The 19,037-nt window shown below is 69.9% G+C and carries 20 protein-coding genes and 3 pseudogenes; 10 read left to right on the top strand and 13 right to left on the bottom strand.

What is annotated here, in order from left to right:
* Positions 1-270: 270 nt before the first annotated feature.
* The gene (locus JIX55_RS02495) at positions 271-1,287 is read left to right on the top strand and encodes a LacI family DNA-binding transcriptional regulator (RefSeq protein ID WP_257561548.1); all 1,017 of its coding nucleotides are present in this window, start codon (positions 271-273) and stop codon (positions 1,285-1,287) included.
* A gap of 302 nt (positions 1,288-1,589) precedes the next feature.
* On the opposite strand, the pseudogene JIX55_RS51325 reads toward JIX55_RS02495, so the two are convergent.
* Positions 1,590-1,727 (bottom strand): annotated as a pseudogene (locus JIX55_RS51325) (hypothetical protein); the annotation flags it as partial.
* A gap of 293 nt (positions 1,728-2,020) precedes the next feature.
* Here JIX55_RS51325 and JIX55_RS02490 point away from each other — a divergent pair.
* Positions 2,021-3,013 (top strand): RNA polymerase subunit sigma-70, encoded by a 993-nt coding sequence (locus JIX55_RS02490; RefSeq protein ID WP_257561547.1) that lies wholly within the window; start codon positions 2,021-2,023, stop codon positions 3,011-3,013.
* Between the two features lie 70 nt (positions 3,014-3,083).
* On the opposite strand, the gene JIX55_RS02485 is transcribed toward JIX55_RS02490, so the two are convergent.
* A complete protein-coding gene (locus JIX55_RS02485) occupies positions 3,084-3,491 on the bottom strand; it encodes an SgcJ/EcaC family oxidoreductase (protein ID WP_257561546.1) in 408 nt (135 codons plus the stop codon).
* 173 nt (positions 3,492-3,664) lie between these two features.
* On the opposite strand from JIX55_RS02485, the gene JIX55_RS51320 reads away from it, so the two are divergent.
* The gene (locus JIX55_RS51320; protein WP_443046356.1) at positions 3,665-3,883 is read left to right on the top strand and encodes a hypothetical protein; all 219 of its coding nucleotides are present in this window, start codon (positions 3,665-3,667) and stop codon (positions 3,881-3,883) included.
* Positions 3,884-4,140: 257 nt separating this feature from the next.
* Positions 4,141-4,986, top strand: coding sequence for a GNAT family N-acetyltransferase (locus JIX55_RS02475; protein ID WP_257561545.1), 846 nt, complete (start codon positions 4,141-4,143; stop codon positions 4,984-4,986).
* 54 nt (positions 4,987-5,040) lie between these two features.
* Here JIX55_RS02475 and JIX55_RS02470 read toward each other — a convergent pair.
* Positions 5,041-5,195, bottom strand: a pseudogene (locus JIX55_RS02470) (ATP-binding protein); the annotation flags it as partial.
* Positions 5,196-5,577: 382 nt separating this feature from the next.
* On the bottom strand, positions 5,578-5,970 hold the full coding sequence (locus tag JIX55_RS02465) for an imine reductase family protein (protein WP_257561544.1): 393 nt from the start codon (positions 5,968-5,970) through the stop codon (positions 5,578-5,580).
* Between the two features lie 257 nt (positions 5,971-6,227).
* Between JIX55_RS02465 and JIX55_RS02460 the strand changes: the two genes are divergently transcribed.
* Both JIX55_RS02460 and JIX55_RS02455 read left to right on the top strand, forming a co-directional pair.
* The gene (locus JIX55_RS02460) at positions 6,228-8,207 is read left to right on the top strand and encodes a M28 family metallopeptidase (protein ID WP_257561543.1); all 1,980 of its coding nucleotides are present in this window, start codon (positions 6,228-6,230) and stop codon (positions 8,205-8,207) included.
* A gap of 24 nt (positions 8,208-8,231) precedes the next feature.
* On the top strand, positions 8,232-8,456 hold the full coding sequence (locus JIX55_RS02455) for a hypothetical protein (RefSeq protein WP_257561542.1): 225 nt from the start codon (positions 8,232-8,234) through the stop codon (positions 8,454-8,456).
* 16 nt (positions 8,457-8,472) lie between these two features.
* On the opposite strand, the gene JIX55_RS02450 is transcribed toward JIX55_RS02455, so the two are convergent.
* From JIX55_RS02450 to JIX55_RS02440, 3 genes and pseudogenes are all read right to left on the bottom strand, one after another.
* Positions 8,473-9,900: a hypothetical protein gene (locus tag JIX55_RS02450; protein ID WP_257569191.1), complete on the bottom strand. Its 1,428-nt coding sequence runs from the start codon at positions 9,898-9,900 to the stop codon at positions 8,473-8,475.
* 192 nt (positions 9,901-10,092) lie between these two features.
* Positions 10,093-10,206, bottom strand: a pseudogene (locus JIX55_RS02445) (aldo/keto reductase); the annotation flags it as partial.
* Between the two features lie 442 nt (positions 10,207-10,648).
* Positions 10,649-11,122: an NUDIX hydrolase gene (locus tag JIX55_RS02440; RefSeq protein ID WP_257561541.1), complete on the bottom strand. Its 474-nt coding sequence runs from the start codon at positions 11,120-11,122 to the stop codon at positions 10,649-10,651.
* A 171-nt stretch (positions 11,123-11,293) separates the two neighbouring features.
* Here JIX55_RS02440 and JIX55_RS02435 point away from each other — a divergent pair, with 171 nt between their 5' ends.
* Complete coding sequence (locus JIX55_RS02435) at positions 11,294-11,989, top strand: tetratricopeptide repeat protein (RefSeq protein ID WP_306819971.1); 696 nt, start codon at positions 11,294-11,296, stop codon at positions 11,987-11,989.
* Between the two features lie 1,438 nt (positions 11,990-13,427).
* Here the strand turns inward: JIX55_RS02435 and JIX55_RS02430 are convergent.
* Positions 13,428-14,231 carry a maleylpyruvate isomerase family mycothiol-dependent enzyme gene (locus JIX55_RS02430; RefSeq protein ID WP_257561540.1) on the bottom strand — a complete coding sequence of 268 codons (804 nt, stop codon included), beginning with the start codon at positions 14,229-14,231 and terminating at the stop codon, positions 13,428-13,430.
* Positions 14,228-14,842 carry a TetR/AcrR family transcriptional regulator gene (locus JIX55_RS02425; protein ID WP_257561539.1) on the bottom strand — a complete coding sequence of 205 codons (615 nt, stop codon included), beginning with the start codon at positions 14,840-14,842 and terminating at the stop codon, positions 14,228-14,230. The genes JIX55_RS02430 and JIX55_RS02425 overlap by 4 nt, the downstream gene beginning before the upstream one ends.
* A 73-nt stretch (positions 14,843-14,915) precedes the next feature.
* Between JIX55_RS02425 and JIX55_RS02420 the strand changes: the two genes are divergently transcribed.
* Positions 14,916-15,704 carry an SDR family NAD(P)-dependent oxidoreductase gene (locus tag JIX55_RS02420; protein WP_257561538.1) on the top strand — a complete coding sequence of 263 codons (789 nt, stop codon included), beginning with the start codon at positions 14,916-14,918 and terminating at the stop codon, positions 15,702-15,704.
* 39 nt (positions 15,705-15,743) lie between these two features.
* Here JIX55_RS02420 and JIX55_RS02415 read toward each other — a convergent pair whose 3' ends face one another.
* Both JIX55_RS02415 and JIX55_RS02410 read right to left on the bottom strand, forming a co-directional pair.
* On the bottom strand, positions 15,744-16,004 hold the full coding sequence (locus JIX55_RS02415) for a hypothetical protein (protein WP_257561537.1): 261 nt from the start codon (positions 16,002-16,004) through the stop codon (positions 15,744-15,746).
* 11 nt (positions 16,005-16,015) lie between these two features.
* Entirely contained in the window at positions 16,016-16,264 is a 249-nt protein-coding gene (locus JIX55_RS02410; RefSeq protein ID WP_257561536.1) for a DUF6207 family protein, read from the bottom strand.
* A 195-nt stretch (positions 16,265-16,459) separates the two neighbouring features.
* On the opposite strand from JIX55_RS02410, the gene JIX55_RS02405 reads away from it, so the two are divergent.
* Both JIX55_RS02405 and JIX55_RS02400 read left to right on the top strand, forming a co-directional pair.
* The gene (locus tag JIX55_RS02405; RefSeq protein ID WP_257569190.1) at positions 16,460-16,795 is read left to right on the top strand and encodes an ArsR/SmtB family transcription factor; all 336 of its coding nucleotides are present in this window, start codon (positions 16,460-16,462) and stop codon (positions 16,793-16,795) included.
* The gene (locus tag JIX55_RS02400) at positions 16,795-17,514 is read left to right on the top strand and encodes a cation transporter (RefSeq protein WP_257561535.1); all 720 of its coding nucleotides are present in this window, start codon (positions 16,795-16,797) and stop codon (positions 17,512-17,514) included. The genes JIX55_RS02405 and JIX55_RS02400 overlap by 1 nt, the downstream gene beginning before the upstream one ends.
* Positions 17,515-17,654: 140 nt before the next feature.
* On the opposite strand, the gene JIX55_RS02395 is transcribed toward JIX55_RS02400, so the two are convergent.
* Together JIX55_RS02395 and JIX55_RS02390 are read right to left on the bottom strand one after the other, a co-directional pair.
* On the bottom strand, positions 17,655-17,921 hold the full coding sequence (locus tag JIX55_RS02395) for a hypothetical protein (protein ID WP_257561534.1): 267 nt from the start codon (positions 17,919-17,921) through the stop codon (positions 17,655-17,657).
* Between the two features lie 214 nt (positions 17,922-18,135).
* The gene (locus JIX55_RS02390) at positions 18,136-18,711 is read right to left on the bottom strand and encodes an AMIN-like domain-containing (lipo)protein (protein WP_257569189.1); all 576 of its coding nucleotides are present in this window, start codon (positions 18,709-18,711) and stop codon (positions 18,136-18,138) included.
* Between the last annotated feature and the right edge of the window lie 326 nt (positions 18,712-19,037).

Genomic DNA, 19,037 nt, shown 5'->3' with positions numbered 1-19,037 from the left:
GCGGCGGCGCTGACGCACCGGAGTACGAGCCTCTCGGACCACTCCGCGGCTCCGAATCTTAGGTGGGCACGTTCCCAAACGGCATTGGGAACGTGCCCACCAAGGTGTCCGAAGGTTGACGGGCCCTCGACACGTCTGTCAAGAACTTGAATCCAGTTCGTTGCGGGAAGATGTCGCGTCCGCGGCACTCGGGCCCGTTGGCATCGCGGATACTTCTGGCACAATGCGCTGGTGAGCGGCGCGTGGACGCCGAACGACGAGGAGGGGGCCATGGGGGGCAGACAACGGCCGACCATCAAAACGGTGGCCGCACATGCCGGTGTCGGACGCACGACGGTGTCCCGCGTCATCAACGGCTCGGAACTGGTCAGCGACAAAGCCCGGGACGCCGTCCTGGCCGCCATCGCCGAGCTCAACTACATACCGAACTCCGTGGCCCGCGGGCTCGTCACCAGCAGGACCGACTCCATCGCGCTGGTGATCCCCGAGTCGGAGAGCCGGCTGGGTTCCGAGCCGTACTTCTCGGCCGTCATCCGCGGCGTCAGCACGGGCCTGGCCGACACCAGGACACAGCTCCAGCTCGTGCTCGTACGCGACCAGGGCGAGCAGGACCAGCTCACCGACTCCGTCGCGGAGCGGCGGGTGGACGGTGTCCTCCTGGTCTCGGTGCACGAGCACGACCCGCTGCCCGGTCTGCTGGAGGACATGGGACTTCCCACCGTGCTCGCCGGACGCCGTTCCCCCGACGAGTCACTGAGCCATGTGCAGTCGGACAACCTGGGGGGCGCCGCCGCGGCGGTCCGGCACCTCGTGGAACGGGGCAGGACGACGATCGCCACGATCACCGGACCGCTCGACATGGACGTCGGCCGCACCCGGCTGGAGGGCTGGCGCAACGGCCTGCTGGAGGCGGACCGCGAGCCCGACCCGAGCCATGTGGCCACGGCGGACTTCACCGAGGAAGGCGGCCGACTCGCCATGCGTTCACTTCTCGAACAAGTCCCGGAACTGGACGCCGTCTTCGTGGCGTCGGACGTGATGGCGGTGGGCGCGATGACGGAGCTGCGCGACCAGGGCCGCCGGATCCCGGAAGACGTGGCTGTGGTCGGCTTCGACGACTCGTTCATCGCCCGGCACACCGCCCCGCCGCTGACGAGCGTGCGTCAGCCCGTCGAGGAGATCGGCAGCACGATCGCCAGGATCCTGCTCGAGGAGATCAGCGAACCCAAGGCTTCGCGGCAGAGCGTTGTGCTGCCCACCCAGCTCGTGGTCAGGGGCTCTTCGTGACGGGGCCGGCCTAGGGGGCCAGACCATGTCCGCCTGCCAGGTCATGACCCCGCTCACCGCACCGACGTCGCCGAGTTGGTAGGAGACACGCTTGCCTCAACCATCGACATCACCTCCAACAAGAAGCTGATCGGCGGCCTGCGGCTGTCCGACCTTGAACGCTCCGCAGGGCAGGTGCTGCTTGCCGCTATGCTCCGGCCCAAACCGCGCAGCAGGCCCGGAGCGACTTCAGCAGTTCCCCGTCGCGGCGTCGAGAGCGACCGCCGCCCACGCTGCTCGCCGAGCGCCTCGAAGGCCGCCTTCTACGCCTCCGGATCAACGGTCTCCACGTCGTCGCCCTTGCGGTGGGTCAGGCAGTTCTCGTAGATGGACTCCAGCCCCGCAGTGCCCCGTGCGAGTGATCGATAGCCGGTCACGGGCGCATACAACTCACCGTCTGCGTAGGTGCGTTGAGCACGCCCCCGCCGTCAGACGTTGACCTAGATCAATGCCCTAATTCCGCTGGGTGCGGTTCGTTTCGAGAGAAGCTCGCGATCAAGCGGTGAGGTCGTCATTCTGCTGGTCGGGGTGGGTAGAGGCGCGGCTGCTCATGGGCGGCGTGGAAGCGCAAGGTTCCTCACGTACCCGCCTGCTCCGCGCAGGACGCGGCGAGAGCACAGCGCCCGCCGCGACCGATGTTCCCGGCAGCAGAACGGCTGCAACCGGCCCCGTGAGGCGGCTACCGTGGGGGCGGATGAGCAGACCGGAAGGGCGGCAGCGCGGGATGACGTCGACGGGGGACTTCGAGACCCTGGTGCAGCGGTACCGGCCGGAGCTGCTGGCGCACTGCTACCAGATGCTCGGCTCGGTCCACGACGCCGAGGAACTCGTGCAGGAGACGTGTCTGCGGGCGTGGCGCGCGCGGGACCGTTACGACCCGTCGCGTGCCTCCCTGCGGACCTGGCTGTACCGGATCGCCACGAATGCGTGTCTGACCGCGCTGGACGGGCTCGGCCGCCGTCCCATGCCCTCGGGTCTGGTCACCGAGAGCGAACCCCTGCGCCCGCTCGTCCACGGTGGGGAGGCAACCTGGTTGCAGCCACTCCCGGACAGCCTGCTCGGCCTGGGCGCCCCGGCCACCGCGGCGATCGACAGGGGCAGCCTGCGGCTGGCCTTCGTCGCCGCACTGCAATTGCTGTCACCGAGAGAGCGCGCCGTCCTGATCCTGCGCGACGTGCTCGACTACCCGGCGGCGGAGGCAGCGGACATCCTGGAGACCTCGGTCGCGGCCGTGAACAGCTCGCTGCAGCGGGCTCGCGCCCGGATCCGGGCCGCGGGAGTGCTGCAGGAGCAGGTCGCTGAGCCTTCCGACGCAGAGCAACGGTCGTGGGTGGACCGGTACATGGCGGCCTTCGTCCGGGCGGACATCCAAGGGCTGCTGCAGGTGGTGACCGAGGACGTCCTCATGGAGATGCCGCCCATGGTCAACTGGTTCACCGGCCGGGAGAACTACGCGAGCTTCATGGGCTGGGTGTTCGCCAAGGCCGGCAAGGCCTGGCGGTTGCTGCCGGTGCGGGCCAACGGGCAGGCCGGCTTCGCCGCCTATCGGCACGGGGATGCCGGTGTGTTCGAGCTGCACACCCTGCAGGTGTTCACGGTCACGGCCGGCGGCATCAGCCGTGTCTCGGTCTTCCAGGACGCCGACGTGTTCGCCGCCTTCGGCTTGGCGCAGAAGGTTGACGGCTGATCCGCTCGCACCTGTCGGCGCGGGCCCGCCCGACAGGGTGCGGGCGGACCCGGGCAGGACTGACTCTGGATCAGCTGGCGGACTTGACCGGGCTGTTGTGGTAAGCGGCGATCAGCCAGGCGCCGTCGCGCTTCTCCAACACCCAGGTCGCGTACACGATCCGGTCGGCGGGAACCTCGGACTCGCCGGGGAAGAGGATGCCGGCCTCGGTCACGACGATCGCGCCGTCGCGGCCCAGGAACCGGATCCCCAGCTGCCGGTTGGTCGTCGTGGTGCCCTTCAGGAAGGAGGTGAACCCCGCCGCCATGCCCTGCCGAACCTCCTCGCGGGAGGCGCGATAGGAGCCGGGCATGATCGCGGTGGCCTCCTGCGTGTAGTCGGCGACGAACGCGTCGGCGTCGCCGGCGTCCCATGCTTTGTAGAGGCTCTCAAGGACGGCGGTGATCGCGGCCGTGTCGTTCGCGCGGTTGTCGGACATCGTTCTCTCCAGTCATTGCACTTGGTCGGGACCGAAGGGGCCCGTGAGTACATACCGGCGTCCCTTTCGGAACTCATCGTGCGAACCTCAAGATCTTCTCTTCGGAGCGCAGTTCCCCTCTGCACCGTCGGCCTGCCGGCGCTGGAAAGCCGACCGGAGCCAGGGCGTGGACGATGCGGACGGGCTGTGGCGCGCGCCCGCCGCCCGAGATCCTCGCCCTGGCGTACGACGACGCCCGGCGCGGTGGGCAGCTCGCCGCCCTCCTCCAGGTGCAGAGCCCGGTGAGGTGGAAAGCCCTCTGCCACTCCACCGGCCAGGCGGGGCACCACGACGGGTCGATCTCCTCCAGATGCTCGTGCCGTTCCTCCGACAGGGCGCCGGCCGACAACTGAACCGGCAGTCCCTCGGCACCCTGATCGATCTCGACAGCCTTCCTCATTGTGCCGGTGCGAGCAGAAACGTGTGGTGGTGAGTTCTGGGAACGCTTGAGGGTGATCGCCGGTCGGCTCGTCGATGAGTTTCAGCAACACCTGGTGGCCTTCCGGGGCGCCTTCGAAGGTGTCCGGCGCGGTTCGCGGCGAGCCGTTTTCTGTTCCGGGCAGTTATTTTCGGATGCGGCGTGCCGTTGCTCCGTGGTGGGATGCGCGGCATGAGCGACTCGCTGCGTGCTCGTATCGAGCAGTACTACGCCACCGTGCCCCTCCTGTTCGCCGACGCCGAAGAGTTCGGCCCGTTGCGGCTGTTCGTACGAAAGGAGTTGGGAACTCCGTACTACGGTGGTCCGAGTCACGCTCAACCCACCGCAGAGAGCTCCGCGACCGTCACCGCTCCTGACATCGCCCGGGTGCGCGCCCGGCAGCGCGAACTCGGCGTACCGGAAGCCTTCGAGTGGCTCGCCGAGGCAGCACCGGCCCTGCGTGCCCGTATCGAGGCCGCCGGCCTCCCGGTGGAGGAGCGCCCGCTGATGACCCTCCAGGTGGACCACCCGGTGCCCCCGCAGGCTCTGCCGGACGGCGTGACGATCCGCGTGCTGACGGCCGACGACCCGGCCCTGCCCGCAACTCTCGCCCTGCCCCGCCTGGCTTTCGCTTCGGTGGGCACTGCGGTGGGCCCTGCGGGCCGCGCAGAACTGTCGGCAGTGGCGGAGGAACTGATCGCGGATGGCACGGTCGAGACCACTGGCCCCAGTATCCGCGCCGGGCACAAGGTACTCATTGCAGCTCTTGACCTGGACGGCACCCCGCTCGCCGCCGGCCACTACCACCCAGCGAACGGCACGACCGAGATCGGCGGCGTTGGCACCCTCCCCACCGCTCGCCGCCGGGGCCTGGCCGCAGCCGTCACGGCGGCCCTGGCAACCCACGCCCGCGACCACGGGGTGCGCACCGTCTTTCTCGCCTATGCGGAGGACAACGTCGCTCGTATCTATGCCCGCTTGGGCTTCCGCCCTGCCGACCTCACCCTTCTGATAGCCAACCAACCCGCACGGTCGTAAACGCGCGCAGGCCCGCGGGAGGGACGGCCTTGGAGAAAGGGCACCCTGGGGTTCTCAGGTCGCGCCGACCTGTTCCGCTTCGGCACGGGACTGGGCGAGGCGGTAGGAGTCGGTGCCGGTCTCGATGATCGTGCCGTTGAAGGTCAGCCGGTTGACAGGGCTGTGCAGAGCCGGGGATCGGTGAAAGTCTTGGTCCAGCCGCCGAAAGCCCCCGCACCCGGCGGCCGATGAAGCGGACCGGCATCGGACGGCCCGGAGCCCGCCGGTCGGTGGGCCCAGCGCAAGAAGGCCGCGCATGCCCTGGTCCACGAGCTGCTCGCGCAGGGCCACTCGTGCCGGGCGATCGCCCGCCCCTGGGCTGATGCCTCAACACCGTGCCGCGCTACGCGCGCGCCGCGCACCGGCAGGACACTTCCGTGAGAATTGGCCCCGGCCCAGCCATCTGGCTTGAACGTGCCGTTCCCTCACCGAACGACCTGTGCCGACACCTTCGAGGTCGGGCGGCCGCCGCAGCCTGTCGCAGGCGGCGTGACTGTGCCCAAGGCCATGGACGGATCCGCCGGATCGTGCGCCTCGGAGCAGCTGTCGCAGTTACGCCTTCTGCGCCGGCTTCCTGAGTACTTCGGTCAGGGCTGAGATGCTGTGGTCGCCGTGACCCGCCGCAGCCGCCCTTTCCACCAGGTCGTGCAGTGGAGCGAACCAAGCCACGTCGACGTTCGTCCCCTTGGTCAGTTCCATGTCATGGGCCGCGCTCGCGAGGAAGAGGTTCACGGAGGAGGCGGCATCGGTGTAATCACCGCTGTCGGTTTCTGTGGCGTAGACCGGCAGCAGAAACTTGATCATGTCCAGCCACTTCCCGGCGAACCGCACAAGAAGGTGCCGGTCGCGCTGCGGCAGGACGCCGGTGTGCATGAGCAGGTCACGGATGTGGGCGACGGACCGCCGCAGCGACAGCGTGCTCGATCCCGCGTGAGTGAGGGGCACTTCGCCGTAGGCGAGGGCGCGCAGGATTTGCTGGATATGTATGGCTTGCCGACCCGGGTCAGCGTTGCCTCGGGTCGGGGCACTGACCTGACCTCTTCGAAGAAGGGAACAAGTGCGAACAGAAATGATGAGCGGGGAAGTTATGCGTAAAACATCACTTACGCCAATCGGGTACAGGCGGAGGGCCGCGCGCAGTGGACGGACGAGTCGCGGGCAGAGGACGGGGGAGGGAACCCCACGCTTCGGAGGCGCTTCACATGCCCGTGCTCTTCTTCGACATCGGGGCCACTCTGGCGGATGCCCGTGTGGAGCCCGACGGCTCACTGACGCTCAGGCCCCGGCCCCGGGTGGTCGCCGTCCTCGATGCCTTCCGTGACGTACGCAAGGGCATCATCTCCAACCCCGGGCTGGGCGACGGTGCGGCCGAGCGCGCGGCGGCGGCCCTCGAGGAGGCGTTCCCCGGCCGTTTCACGGACGCGAGTCTTGTGCACTGGGGTGTGAAGGACAGCCGCAGGCTCTTCGATCTGGCGGTCGCGAGCATCGGGGGTGCGCCGGCCGAGGACTGCGTGTTCGTGGGCGAGGATGCCCAGGAGAGAGCGTTCGCGCGGGAGGCGGGGATGCGTACGGCTCCGCATCCGGTGTTCGCCCTCGCCGCGGTGGAGAACCGTCCCGTGCTGTTCGCGCGGATCGGGCTGCCGGACGGCCGGGGCCTGCCGGAGCTGGCCGCGGCGGCGGAGACGGTCGAGGTCGTTCCCGTGCATGTGGCCTCGGACCGGCTCGTGCTCGTCATGGCGAGCGCATTCGGTGCCGAAGCGCTCGAACGCGCCGGGTTCACGGTGGACCGGCGTGAACCGGTGGAGGACAGGGCGGCCTTCCTGATCCGCGACGACCGTCCGGTCACGGAGGCCGAGTCGCTTGTGGACTCCACCGACACCGCGGGATCGGCGACCGGCGCGGCCCGGCGCGCCACGGCCGTGTACAGCTTCATCGCCGACGCCCTGGCCGGGAGGGGTGCCCCGTCGGCCGCCCTGCTGGGGCCCGCACCGGGGGGTGTGTATCTCGCCGTGACCGCCGGTGCGCCGGTCGAGGAGGTGCACCTGCCGGGTGCCAAGCCCGGACACACGGAACGCCTGGTGCCGGACCCGACGCTCCTCTCGCGACCCGGCGAGGCTCAGGTGGACGTGCTCACCGGCGCAGCGGCCGAGAGCCCGCGCCCGGGCCGACCCGGCGCGGCGTCCGGCAACGGCCTCCCGTCGCCCGAGACGATCGCCGCGGTGCGGGCGGCGGTGACCTCCGAGGCCCTGCGGGGCCATGTGGCGCGCATCTCCGGCGTGGAGCCGCTGGTCGAGGGCGAGTCGCTGAGGGTTCGCAGCAGGGACGCGGCAGCCGAGGACAACGGGTGGGTCGTCGAGGCGTTGGAACGCCGGTTCCAGGAACTCGGGCTGCACGTCCGACGGCACCCCTTCCGGTGGCGGGGACGACAGCTGTTCAACCTGGAGGCCGAGCACCGTGCCACCGGAGCGGACTCCACCGTCCTCATCACGGCCCACCTGGACTCGACCGCGTCCGGCGGTGACTTCGTGGACGCGAACGGCGAACCCCGCCCCTACGACCCGGCGGTGGACCCCGCGCCGGGGGCCGATGACGACGGTAGCGGGACGGCGGCAGTCCTGGCCGCGGCCGAATGCCTTGCGGCCCTGGTCGCGGACGGCAGGCAGCCGACCCGCAACGTGCGCTTCGTGCTCTTCAACGCCGAGGAGCAGGGCCTCGTCGGCAGCAAGTTCTACGCACGGGCCGCTGCCGCGCAGGGCGAGCGCATCGCCGGGGTCTTCCAGATGGACATGATCGCGGGACTGCGGCCGGGCAGCACGCCGACGGTCGAGATCCACGCGGGATCCTCCGTACCGGGCCCGGTCGTGGGAGCGTCCGACGCGCTCGGCGCCCTCGTCGCACGCACCGTGTCGGCCTTCGATCCCACGGTGACCGTCCAGCACCTGACGGGCCCTGGCGACCCGGCGGTGGGACGCAGTGACCACGCCAGCTTCCATGAGCGGGGATGGGCGGCCGTCGCCGTCTCCGAGGACCTCTTCTCCACCCTCGACGGCGCGCCCGGGACCGGCACCCGGCAGTACCACACCCCGGGTGACACGCTCCTCGACGAGGACCATGACACCGGTTTCGCCGCCACCATCGCCAGGTCGGTCACCGCGACCGCTCTGACCTTCGCCGGGCTGTAGGCACCGACGGAACGGAGTTGACGTATGAGCACGGACAATGACACGAACCCGGCCTCGGGCGGGGACGGGCACGAGCAGAACGACGAGGCCGAGCGCCGGGCGACTGAGAAGTACGTCAGCGACCTGCTGGCACGGGGCCAGGCGGTGTTCGAGGGCGAGGAGCCGACGTCCCGGACGACCCACGTCGTCAAGCGCGAGGACGACGGACGGCTCACCGTCCGTCGTCTGCGCTTTCTCGGCTACGGCTGACTTCCCGGCCGGCTGCTCAGTCGAAGCAGCGCCGGACCAGGGCGAGACCGTCGGCGGTCTCGCTCCGGACGATCGCGTGGGTCTTGAGGCGGGGGCTGTCGTCGACGATCGCGACCTGGGAACGGTGCTCGGCGGGGATCTCGACCCGACCGCGGCGGAGGAGGTCCTCCAGGTACGACGTGGCGACCTGCTCGGGGTCGGCGGGCCGCACCGAGCCGCCCGCGCGGTCGGAGCCGGCGATGGCGAAGCGTCGGGACTCCCCGGGGGCGTAGAGGGTGAGCGGCCCCGTGATGCCGTACACGGCCCCCTGGACCGTGATGGCCGTCAGGCCGTCCTCATCCCGGCCGCCCGGTGTCGCCTCGGCCATGGCGGCGCCCTGAAGTGCGATCTCCTGTGCGGTGAGGGACGTGGCGGCGTTCACGGAGAGGATGCCGTGACGGGTGAACGCCGAGCGCAGGGAGGGACCGTACTTGCCGCTGTGGCGACGCTGGTCCGCCGCGATCATGTGGCCCGCGACCTGCGCGTAGTAGCCGGCTACCACCGGCGCGGCCACGATGGCGTCCACCAGCAGCTGGCCGGCGATCCGGCCCGCCTCGGCCAGCGCGGCCTGGTCCTGGCTGTCCTGCTGGCGGAAGATCCCCGCGACGATCTTCAGGAACGCGCCGCTGAACACCCGGGAGAACGAATGCGGCCCGCTGGTGAGCATGTTCGCGGGTCCGCTCGGCGGCAGCTCCACCGGGTCACGGTAGAAGAAGCGGTTCGACATGTTGCGCAGGCAGTCGGGTTCGGCCGCGCCCGGCTCGACCTTCTCCAGCGCCCAGCCCAGTTGTTCGGCCAGCCGCGACATGCGGGAGGACTGCTCGATGCGGCCCTGCGTCTGGGTCAGGACGGCGGTCCGCAGCGACTCCATCTGCAGTGCGGTCAGCAGCGCGCTGATGTCACCGAACGCCTCGTGCAGGGCGTCGGCCTCGTGCATCGCCGCGTTCCACAGCTGGGGGCGCAGGGCGTCGAGGACCGCGTGCCCCAGCTCGTGCCGGACGATCTCGGGGCTCCCTGCCGAGAAGACGTCCACTCCTGCCACCCTCTGGTGGAAGAACTTCAGGCTCCGTCGGTCGTAGAAGGCGTTGAGGTCGACTCCCTCGTCGAGATGCGAGGTCAGGACCCGTCCGACCGACGGGACCCACTGCGTTCCCGTCGGAACCAGCGGACCCCACGTCTGACAGCCCGTGCTCAGCGCGTCGGCCGCCACCCAGTAGCGGAAGGCCGGCGTGCCCGGCCCGGCACTGTCCGGCTGTGGCGCGGCCTCGGCGATGGCCGTCGGAAAGGGCTGTGTGTCGAGCAGGGGCACCGGGTGCCGCACCGGCACATTTTCCTGCAGAGGAGCTCCGGGATCGTCCTCGTACACCAGAACTGTCTGGGTCGTCGCGTGCTGCTGCACGGTCATTGCCGCTCCAGGGGGGAAGGGAGGGGAGTCGACAGGCGGTGGATGCACCGCCGACCGGACTCCAGGGGAATAGACCCTTATGCCCAGTACGCGACGTATGCCCCTGTGTGTCAATTCGAACACAGTGGGTGACCGTGGATCACGCGAGCACGGCGAGTCGCCTCCCCCCCACCGCATCCGTGAGCCGGATCGCCCCGCCGCCACGTTCTCGACGAGGTGGTCCGGGCTTCCCGTGCCGGGGATGGCCGGCACGTGCGGATCCTGGTGCAGGGGCCAGTCGAGGCGGATCTGGGCAGGGGCGGCACCGAGGATGACGGCTGAGAACCTCGGTGTCCACCTCGCGGCCGGCGCCGCGCAGTTCACCGACGGCCGGGCCCATGTACTCGGTGTGCCAGCAGACCCCCGCGTTCGTCACCACGGTCAGGCGCCACGCCTGCTCGTTCTCTTTCGGCGAGAACTACCGGGACCCCGACAAGCACCCGGAGCAGCAGCCTTTCGTGGCCGCCCGCGGTTCATCCGTCCTCATCCTCGTCGAGGTCCCCACGCATGGCTTCGTTCACCTTTAACAACAGCGTTTGTCCAGCATCCTGGGCAGCTAGGGCAACAGACGGAGGTCGACGGGATCGGGAATGTTCACGAGAAAGTGACGTCAATGTGGGACGGCCAGGTTGAGGTCAGCCAGCTTGTGCGGAGTCGAGACTCACGAATGCCGCCGGGGCAAGCAGGCCAGGCAGATGCTGGTGATGCCTCAGTGCTGGATCAGGCCACCGACGGGGACGGGAGGGACGTGGCCGGTCGTCGGAAGGGTCTGCGCCAGGGCGAGGCCGATGTCGACCAGCGATGACCGTCGCAGGTCGACGACGTCGGGGATCGGAGTCCAGACCGACTCTGCGGTCTCGCCGTCCGGCTCGGGCCGGAGCCGGCCTCCGGTGATACGAACCCGGTAGAAGATGCCGACGTTCTGATGCTCGCGGTCGCCGGGGACGTTGCGTTCTGCCGCGGGGATCACTCTTGAGTCCACTCCCAGCAGGCGTTCGACCACGGCCTCGCAGCCGGTCTCCTCGGCGACCTCCCGGATCACCGCATCGAACGGATCCTCCCCGTGCTCGACCCTTCCGCCCGGAAGAGTCCAGTTACTCCCGCCCTCCGGTGATACGTGACGGGCGAGCAGCACCCGCCCGTCCTCGATACACACGGCGTACGCCGCCAACCGGAAACTCATCCCCGTACCTCCCACCGGCCTGTCCAACGTCCAGAATCCGCGCATCGCTATAAGGAGTGGCGCCAGATCAACTCTGAGACGGTTCCGACGCCGCAATCACTCCAGCCACGACAAGATCATGGCATCGCGTTCAGCAAGCCAGGGCGCCTGACGATCGGATCGGTCACGGGTGTGCAACCCGACATCGCATGGGCCAAAGCCCCTTGGTTCAGCGATGAACGTTTTCTCGGCGCGGTGAGTGCCGGCGCGCTGGCCGAGGCCGCGATGCGGACGATGGACTATGGCCATGGTCTGGACACCGAAAGCATGCGGGAACGGTTCCGGCCCTGGTTCCATGCCATCGACGTGGTCTCTGCCCGCCAGCCGCTGCCGGAGGCGTTGGCCAAGATGGGAATCCTGCTGCGGGCATGCGGTCTTACCGATATGTCGTTTGCCCTCTGCGACCAGGCGGACTCCGTCGAGCGGATCATGCTGACGGAAGTCGTGCGAGCGGGCACGTGGCGCAAGCTGGGGGATCCTGAGCAGACCGCAGCGGCGTTCGAGCGCGCTCTTGCCCTGGACCCGGCCAACTGGTCGCTCTATCTCGACCTGGCCGACGTGCGAGCCGAGCAGGGCGACTTCACCGCTGCGGTCCGGCTGATCGATCAGGGGATGAAGCACGAGCCGACTGAGCTCACACTTCGCGCGGCCGGGGCCGCCTACCGCGCACGGCTTACCGGCTCGCCTGCTGAACTGAGCGAGCTCATCGAACTGGCGCCGAATCTGCCGAACGACTCGTACCGGGGCCTGCTGATTGATCACGCATGTGCTGGTCCCGCCCTGCCTGCCGACCTCGTGGCCGCGGCTCGCCGTATCCAGAACGGCTGAGGCTCCGCTGTGGGCCTACAGGCAGCCGCGACTGCGGCAGCCGGCCGGTGTCGGGCACCCGGCACCGGCCTCCAGGCCGCGCCAGGGCTTCCCGTACCCGCCGTGGTGTGTCTGGCCGTGGGGAGCCGCCGCTGCCGGGCCGGCATCCCTTGCCCGGGGACGGTGACAGGACTGGTGGTGTCGCTGCCGACGGTCGGTCGCTCCACGCTGGCGCTGAACGTCGCCCTGTCGCCCTGCACAACGCACGGCAGGCATCGGCGCACCGTTCACCTCCGGGGAGATCACCAGGAGGGCCGTGGCCCAGAAGGTCTTTGCCGCCGGATACGGGTTCGACCCGCGTTCCCGGGTGCCTCCCGGCGGCTGGTAGGCGTTCAAGGCCGCCCCGGTGTCCGAGCTCAACGCCACCCCTCTGCTCCGGCACGGCGCGAGGGTGGCGATCAGCGCGGACGACGGCCTCCGTGCCGGCCTGCCGGCCGCACCGCAACCCGCGTGGGCTTCACGCTCGGGCTGTGGGTTGTCGACTCCGTCTGGCACCTCAGCGACTTCAGCGACGAAGGACGTGACACCGCCGCGACAAGAAGCTCTCGGACGAGGACCGGCGGGGCCCGACCGCGCTGTCCTGGTCGAACATCAACCCGTACGTGACCTACCGCCCGGAGATGGACAAGCGGCTCGACCTCGCGCCGCTTCTTTCGGTGCCCCGCCCTCGCACCCCGGCGGACGCCGCCGCCCAGGCAGTGGCGGAGCAACGGTGAACCCCGTGGGCCGGCGCCCGTACCGCGCCGAGCGCGCCTACGTCGACGACGAGGGCATCGGTCACGACGTCCTTGACCTGTACGCCACCGGCCACGCCACTACGGGTACGCCGATGAGGAGTGGGACTGGCCCCACGGGCTCGACCTGTGGGACCTGGTCGACGTCGACGGACGGGGGCAGGTCCTCATCGACACGGCCCCGTTCGACAAGCAGAGCAGTGGACGAGCGGCCCGGCTCAGGTCAATGACCTCCTGCCGGCGAGAGGCCGCCGTCATCCGGCGTGATGGCACACGGCGACTCCATGTCGCATGCGAAAGCCGCTGCCCGGCGCCGAAGACCGCCAGGCGCTCGCCGCTCTGCGCGACGCTCTCGCCACCAGGCACTTGCGGCGCGGGCCCGTCTGACCGGGCTACAGGCCGAGTACGACCAGGTCGGCGTCAGCGCCCAGGTCCAGAGGTCCGCGGCCCGTAGATCCGGGCCTCAGTGGGAGAAGCCGGAGATACCGCGCGCCGTGACGAAACCGTCCGGGTTCTCACGCGGTGTCGGCTTCCAGCTTGACCACCACGTCCGGAGCGACCGGAGTGTGCTCGAAGCCGAGGCGCCCCGGCCAGAACTCGCCGCCGCCAGAAGTAACGAACAAGCGGGCCGGGGCTGCCTGGGAGGCGGGCTTCCCGTGCCCCGATCAGATGACGTTGACGGCGTTGAGGAAGCGGGCGGCGAGCTCGGTGTCGCCGGTGACCGTCACGTCGCTGTCGCGCCAGGACGACCGTTGCGTGCCCCAGTCGGGGAAGGTCAGCGCGGGGACGGTGATGTGCGCGGCGACCGCGCCGTTGGACGGAGCCAGGCCGCCTGCCTCGTCGAACCACCAGGTCCCGCCACCGGGGCCGGTGAGAGTCAGTGCGACGCGGGCGTCGAGCCCGGCGACCGGTGCCTGCGCGACCTGATTGCTCAGTACGGCGATCATCCACGTCAGGACCGCGCGCATCCGGTCTGCGTCGGTGGGCGGTGCGGGCCGGCCGAGCGCCGGGGCCATGTCGTGGCGCAGGTGGGTGTGGTGGTCGAAGATGAGTGCGCCGGCCATCATCAGGCCCAGAGGGTAGCGACCGAGTTCGGCCAGCCGCATCCGCGCTCGGGCGGCGGGCGTGCGTCTGACGACGTCCAGGAACGTGGTGGCTCGCCGGCTGGCGCGCTGATACTCGGCCATCACCTTGGCACGGCTCCAGTTCCGCCGCCGGTCGACGGGGTCCTCGTTCGCCCGTTCGAGGCTGGCGGCGAAGGTCGTGCGCAGCCCGGCGGGTATGTAGAAGCTGCGCGCCGTCGCACCGATGTGGGCGACGACGTCGGCGATGCGCCAGCCGGCTGCGGCGCTGGGAGCGGTCCATTCGTCGTCGGTGAGGTTGCTGGTGAAGTTCAGCAACTCGGCGTGTTCGGTGCGCAGGGCGGCGGCCATGTTCGGCAGGTCTGCCGGGGGCAGGCGATCGGTCACGTCGTCTTCTCCTCTGGTGGTGAGGAGGGACGGCGGATCGCCTGCACGGCCGCGTCGTACAGGTCGAACTGGTCGACCTGTCCGCCCAGGCGCATCCACTCTTCCGTCGCCGCCTGGAGGCAGGTGATCGCCGCGGCCGCGATCGCTCGCGCCTGCAGGGCACGGTGGTCGGAGCCGGGCAGTCGCGGCTCGATCAGCGGTGCGAACAGTTCTTGCCAGCGAGCCTGTTTCTCGGCGTGGCCGGCGCGCAGGGATTCATTGCCGAACAGCAGGGTGACCAGTTCGAGCCGACGCTCGGCGGTGGTCTCGATCTCCTCGAGCACCTGGAACGCCGCACGCAGCGACATCCACGGATCCTCGTCGGCCGGACGCTCTGCGAGCCGCGCGGCGATCAGCTCCCCCTGCTCGGACAGGCCGTTGAGCGCGAGGTCTTCCTTGCTGCGGAAGTAGTTGAACAGGGTCCGTTTGGAGACACCCGCCGCGGCGGCGATCTCCTCGAGCCTCGTGTCGTCGTACCCCTTGGCGGCGAACAGTTCGAGGGCGGTTCGGGCGAGCAGCGCGCGAACCACCGAGCGGGTCTGTTCCCGAAGAGGTGTCGGTTTCTGTGCCATGCACCGATGGTACATTCCTTCATTCGATGCAGCTACTTGCACTCAGTGCAATTACGTGCGTAGTGTGCAGGCCATGAGCGCAATCGACTATCGCCGCCAGACCGTCATCGTCACCGGAGCGAGCTCCGGGCTCGGCGCGGAATTCGCGCGCCAGCTGGCCCGTCGCGGATCGGATCTCGTCCTCGTCGCCCGCCGAGCGGACCGGCTCAAGAACCTGGCCGACGAACTCACCCGCGCCCACGGCGTCACGGTGACCGTCGTCGCCCGCGACCTCGGCCTGCCCGACGCCGGACGCACGCTGCGCGCCGAATTGGAATCCCGCGGCATCTACGCGACCGGGCTCGTCAACAACGCCGGCTTCGCCACCCACAACGCCCTCACCGACGAGGATCCGGATCGCCTGCAGAGCATGATCGCGCTGAATGTCAGCGCGCTGGTCGACCTCAGCCGCGCCTACATCGGTCCGCTGGCCTCCGCCGACACCGGCGTCCTGATCAACGTCGCGAGCCTGCTGGGCTTCCAGCCGACCCCGTACCTGAGTGTCTACGGCGCCACCAAGGCCTTCGTCCTCAGCTTCACCGAATCGCTGTGGGAGGAGACCCACGACACCGGCCTACGCGTCCTCGCCGTGTGCCCCGGCGCCACGAAGACCGAGTTCTACGACGTCGCCGGCAGCCAGCAGGCCGACTACGGCACGAAGCGAGCCGCCCCCGCCGATGTCGTCAAGATGGCCCTCGACACGCTCGACCGCCGCTCCGCGCCCCCGTCGGTGATCACCAACGGCCGCCGGCTCGCCCTCGTCAGCAAGTTCCTGCCGCGCCGCCTGATGGTCCGGTTCATGGGCCGCATGGCCCGCCGTTGACCGGCGCCGCTCCTCCGCCCCCACCCAGAGTCGCCCCCATCAGCAGCGGTCGCCCTCGACCGCGTCGAAGAACTCGGTGCGGGTCGGGCCCGGGCAGAGCGCGAGCACGCGCAGCCCGGGGTCGCGCTCGGGCGCGGTCGGCGCGGAGTTGGGGTCCTTCGAGCTGGTGGTGACCAGCGCGTCGCCGAGGGTAATCGAGACGGCGGTCGCCATGGGTGGGCTGTTGACGATGCCGTCGACATGCCATCCGGCCACGTTCCGGGCGAGGTCGGGCACCACGACCAGCGGGGTTGGCCGCAACCGTACGTTCGTTACGCCGAGTTGAGCACAGCGTCATGGCTTGTCCGGTGCTGTGAGTCGAGCTTCTGTCGCACATCCAGATAGCAGCGCAGCCGTACGCCGGGCTGCCCCGGATCCCGGGGCGTACGGTCCGCCCTCGCGGTCGCCCACCGCGCGACGAGCAACTCCTGGACGGCGAGGGCGGTCTGTTCGTCGCACTCCGCGATCTTCACCACGGCAAGCCCCGGCTGTTCCGCATGCGCTTCGTTGATCGGCCCCATGCATGGCACTACGCTCCGGCGCCGCAAAGGGTCTCCGAGCCCGCCGACTGCACCCGGCCGAGTGGCTCTCCCGGGCATGGCAACCACGGAGGCGCTGGCTCTGTACGCGAGAACGAGCAGCACTCGCACGGCGCTTTGCTTCCGACCGGTGGTTCACGGGTTTATGGATTCAGCATATCCTGTACTGTCATGAAAGTGCTGACTCTCGCTGCTGACATCGAGGCGCTGGCGCGGTTCGGCCGTGCCCTCGCCGATCCGATCCGCTGCCGGATTCTCCTCGCCCTGCGCGAGGCCCCGGCCCATCCCGCAGACATGGCCGACCACTTGGGGATCTCCCGGACCCGGCTGTCGAACCACCTGGCGTGCCTGCGTGACTGCGGCCTGGTCGTCGCGGTGCCGGTCGGCCGGCGTACCCGCTACGAGCTCGCCGACGAGCGCCTCGGGCACGCGCTGGACGACCTGCGCACCGCCGTGGTGGCCGTTGAGACGGACAAGACCTGCCCGGACGCGGAAACGAAGGGCTGCTGCTGATGACCGCGGAGATATCCATCGGCATCGGCCCGTCCCCAGCCCGCCGCGACGCGCTGGCCAAGCGCATACGGCTGCTGGTCGCAGCCACCATCACCTACAACGTCATCGAGGCGATCGTCGCGATCACCGCCGGGACGCTCGCCTCCTCCACCGCGCTGATCGGCTTCGGCCTGGACTCCGTCATCGAGGTGTCCTCCGCCGCCGCGGTGGCCTGGCAGTTTTCCGCCCACGAGCACGCCGTGCGCGAGGCGCGGGAGAAGACCACCCTGCGCATCATCGCCGTCTCCTTCTTCGCGCTCGCCGCGTACGTCAGCGTCGACGCGGTCCGGGCGCTGACCGGCACCGGGGAGGCTGAACGTTCCATCCCCGGCATCGTCATCGCCGCGCTGTCCCTGGCCGTGATGCCGTTTCTCTCCGCCGCCCAGCGCAAGGCCGGCCGCGAACTCGGCTCTGCCAGTGCGGTCGCCGACTCCAAGCAGACCCTGCTGTGCACCTATCTCTCCGCCGTCCTCCTGGTCGGCCTGGTCCTCAATGCCACCCTCGGCTGGTCCTGGGCGGACCCCATCGCCGCCCTCGTCATCGCCGCTATCGCGGTCAAGGAAGGCCGTGACGCCTGGCAGGGCAAGGGCTGTTGCGCGACACCGGCTGCAGTTGCGCCGACAACAGCGGCTGGAGCCGACGCCTGCGGCCTCCGTCCCGGGGGTGACTGCTGCAAGTGATCGGCAGCCTCGGATGAGCATCTGGCTGCGAGAAGCGGATCAAACGGACGCCACGCCCGCGCCCTGGCCGCGCACCTCGGGCACTACCGCGACCCTGCCGCCCGCGCGGCCGCCGGCCTCCTGTCGCCGCCGGTACCCGCTCACGCCGCGCTGCTCACCGAGCTCGCGCGTCCCGCCCCGGAGACCGCCGTCGGCCAGCTGGTGTTCGCGGCCCGGCTCGCCACCGCCGAGCCCGAAGCCGCCGCCGACCTTGCCGCGCTCCTCGCCCGCGCCGCCGAGACGCCCGGCGCCAGGCGGAGCCCGGCATGGGCAAGCACCACGAGCGCGAGGCCGTCGTCGCGCTCTGGGCAGAGCGCGACGACATCGGGCGTCACTACGAAGAGCTGGTCGCCGACGCCGAGGGCCATCGCCTGAACCGAGCCCCCGTTCGGCGAGACGGTGCACCCCGGCGAGGACGGCCCCGACCGACACCGAAGGTCAGGCGTGTGCCATCGAGTTTTCGTCGAGGCCGCTGCCTGGATGCACGTACACCTGCGAGCGGGCTTGCTGAACCCGGAGCTGCTTGAGCTGGGCGGCGACGGACACAAGGACTGTGGCGTCCATGCCCGTGCCGGGCGAGGGCTAGCTCGTCCAGCTGTGGGCCACGTCGACCACGACCCGGCCGTCCAACTGAATCACGCGGAACGGCAGTCGGGCGCGCACACCGAGACCGACCTGCGTCTGGCCCTCGAAGGTGCCGCCGAACCGGGTGTCCCGGAAGGTGCTGTACCCGCTGGTGTTCACGCCGGGCAGGGGCTCGCCCACCTCGCCCGGGTAGGTCGGCACGCCGGCCTCCAGGTCATAGCTCCAAGCGCCGACGCGGATGTCGAGGATCGCCCCGCCGCCGACCGGTATGTACTCGCCCGAGGGGTCCGCGTAGAACCGGTCCACGTACTGGACGTGGTAGCCGATCTGGTCTCCGCCGCCGGGCACGTCGAACACGATGCGGTCGTAGCACTCATGCTGTCCGGTCCTGATGTCCTCCAGGTGATCGGCCCCCATGGCGCCACCCCCCTTGGCGCCGCTGCCCCAGCCCGTCGGGCAGGCCGCCGCCGCGCGCGAGCCCTCTGCCGGGGCCGCGCCCGCGGTGCTCGCCGCCGTCCCCAGCGTGGCGCCCGCGAGCACGAGCACCGCCACTGCCGCTCTGATACCTCGCATCATGTCCCCCTTGGTCGCGCTTGGTCGCGCTTGGTCGCGCTTGGTCGCGCTTGGTCGCGTAACTCTGACACCAGGCGAGACGGCCCGCAGCACCGGAAGGTTGTACGCCAGACGGGACAAAATGGGGAATCTCGCCGTCCGCAAGATTCCCTCGAGGGCGCCACGCCCGGTTCGACGCACGGCAGGACTCCCGGCACGAGCACCTGGCCGACGACACCCGCGGCCACGCGCTTAACTCGCGGAGTGGGAGCGCATCAACCGGCTGCTCGCCGACACCGATCCGGGCACCGCGTACGACCCCGCCCTCGACGACGTCGTCCAGGAGG

Source organism: Streptomyces sp. DSM 40750 (assembly GCF_024612035.1).
Classification (GTDB): domain Bacteria; phylum Actinomycetota; class Actinomycetes; order Streptomycetales; family Streptomycetaceae; genus Streptomyces.
The sequence above is the reverse complement of the archived record's forward strand: the minus strand, read 5'-3'. Positions and strand labels throughout refer to the sequence as shown.

Excerpts from the sequence above, each read along its gene's own strand:
- JIX55_RS02495 (WP_257561548.1), top strand. The coding sequence starts at position 271 with ATGGGGGGCAGACAACGGCCGACCATCAAAACGGTGGCCGCACATGCC.
- JIX55_RS02460 (WP_257561543.1), top strand. The coding sequence starts at position 6,228 with ATGCCCGTGCTCTTCTTCGACATCGGGGCCACTCTGGCGGATGCCCGT.
- JIX55_RS02395 (WP_257561534.1), bottom strand. The coding sequence starts at position 17,921 with ATGGCCCTCGGCGTCGGCGACCAGCTCTTCGTAGTGACGCCCGATGTC.
- JIX55_RS02475 (WP_257561545.1), top strand. The coding sequence starts at position 4,141 with ATGAGCGACTCGCTGCGTGCTCGTATCGAGCAGTACTACGCCACCGTG.
- JIX55_RS02425 (WP_257561539.1), bottom strand. The coding sequence starts at position 14,842 with ATGGCACAGAAACCGACACCTCTTCGGGAACAGACCCGCTCGGTGGTT.
- JIX55_RS51320 (WP_443046356.1), top strand. The coding sequence starts at position 3,665 with ATGCGGACGGGCTGTGGCGCGCGCCCGCCGCCCGAGATCCTCGCCCTG.
- JIX55_RS02490 (WP_257561547.1), top strand. The coding sequence starts at position 2,021 with ATGAGCAGACCGGAAGGGCGGCAGCGCGGGATGACGTCGACGGGGGAC.
- JIX55_RS02440 (WP_257561541.1), bottom strand. The coding sequence starts at position 11,122 with ATGAGTTTCCGGTTGGCGGCGTACGCCGTGTGTATCGAGGACGGGCGG.
- JIX55_RS02390 (WP_257569189.1), bottom strand. The coding sequence starts at position 18,711 with ATGCGAGGTATCAGAGCGGCAGTGGCGGTGCTCGTGCTCGCGGGCGCC.
- JIX55_RS02450 (WP_257569191.1), bottom strand. The coding sequence starts at position 9,900 with ATGACCGTGCAGCAGCACGCGACGACCCAGACAGTTCTGGTGTACGAG.
- JIX55_RS02410 (WP_257561536.1), bottom strand. The coding sequence starts at position 16,264 with ATGGGGCCGATCAACGAAGCGCATGCGGAACAGCCGGGGCTTGCCGTG.
- JIX55_RS02400 (WP_257561535.1), top strand. The coding sequence starts at position 16,795 with ATGACCGCGGAGATATCCATCGGCATCGGCCCGTCCCCAGCCCGCCGC.
- JIX55_RS02420 (WP_257561538.1), top strand. The coding sequence starts at position 14,916 with ATGAGCGCAATCGACTATCGCCGCCAGACCGTCATCGTCACCGGAGCG.
- JIX55_RS02485 (WP_257561546.1), bottom strand. The coding sequence starts at position 3,491 with ATGTCCGACAACCGCGCGAACGACACGGCCGCGATCACCGCCGTCCTT.
- JIX55_RS02455 (WP_257561542.1), top strand. The coding sequence starts at position 8,232 with ATGAGCACGGACAATGACACGAACCCGGCCTCGGGCGGGGACGGGCAC.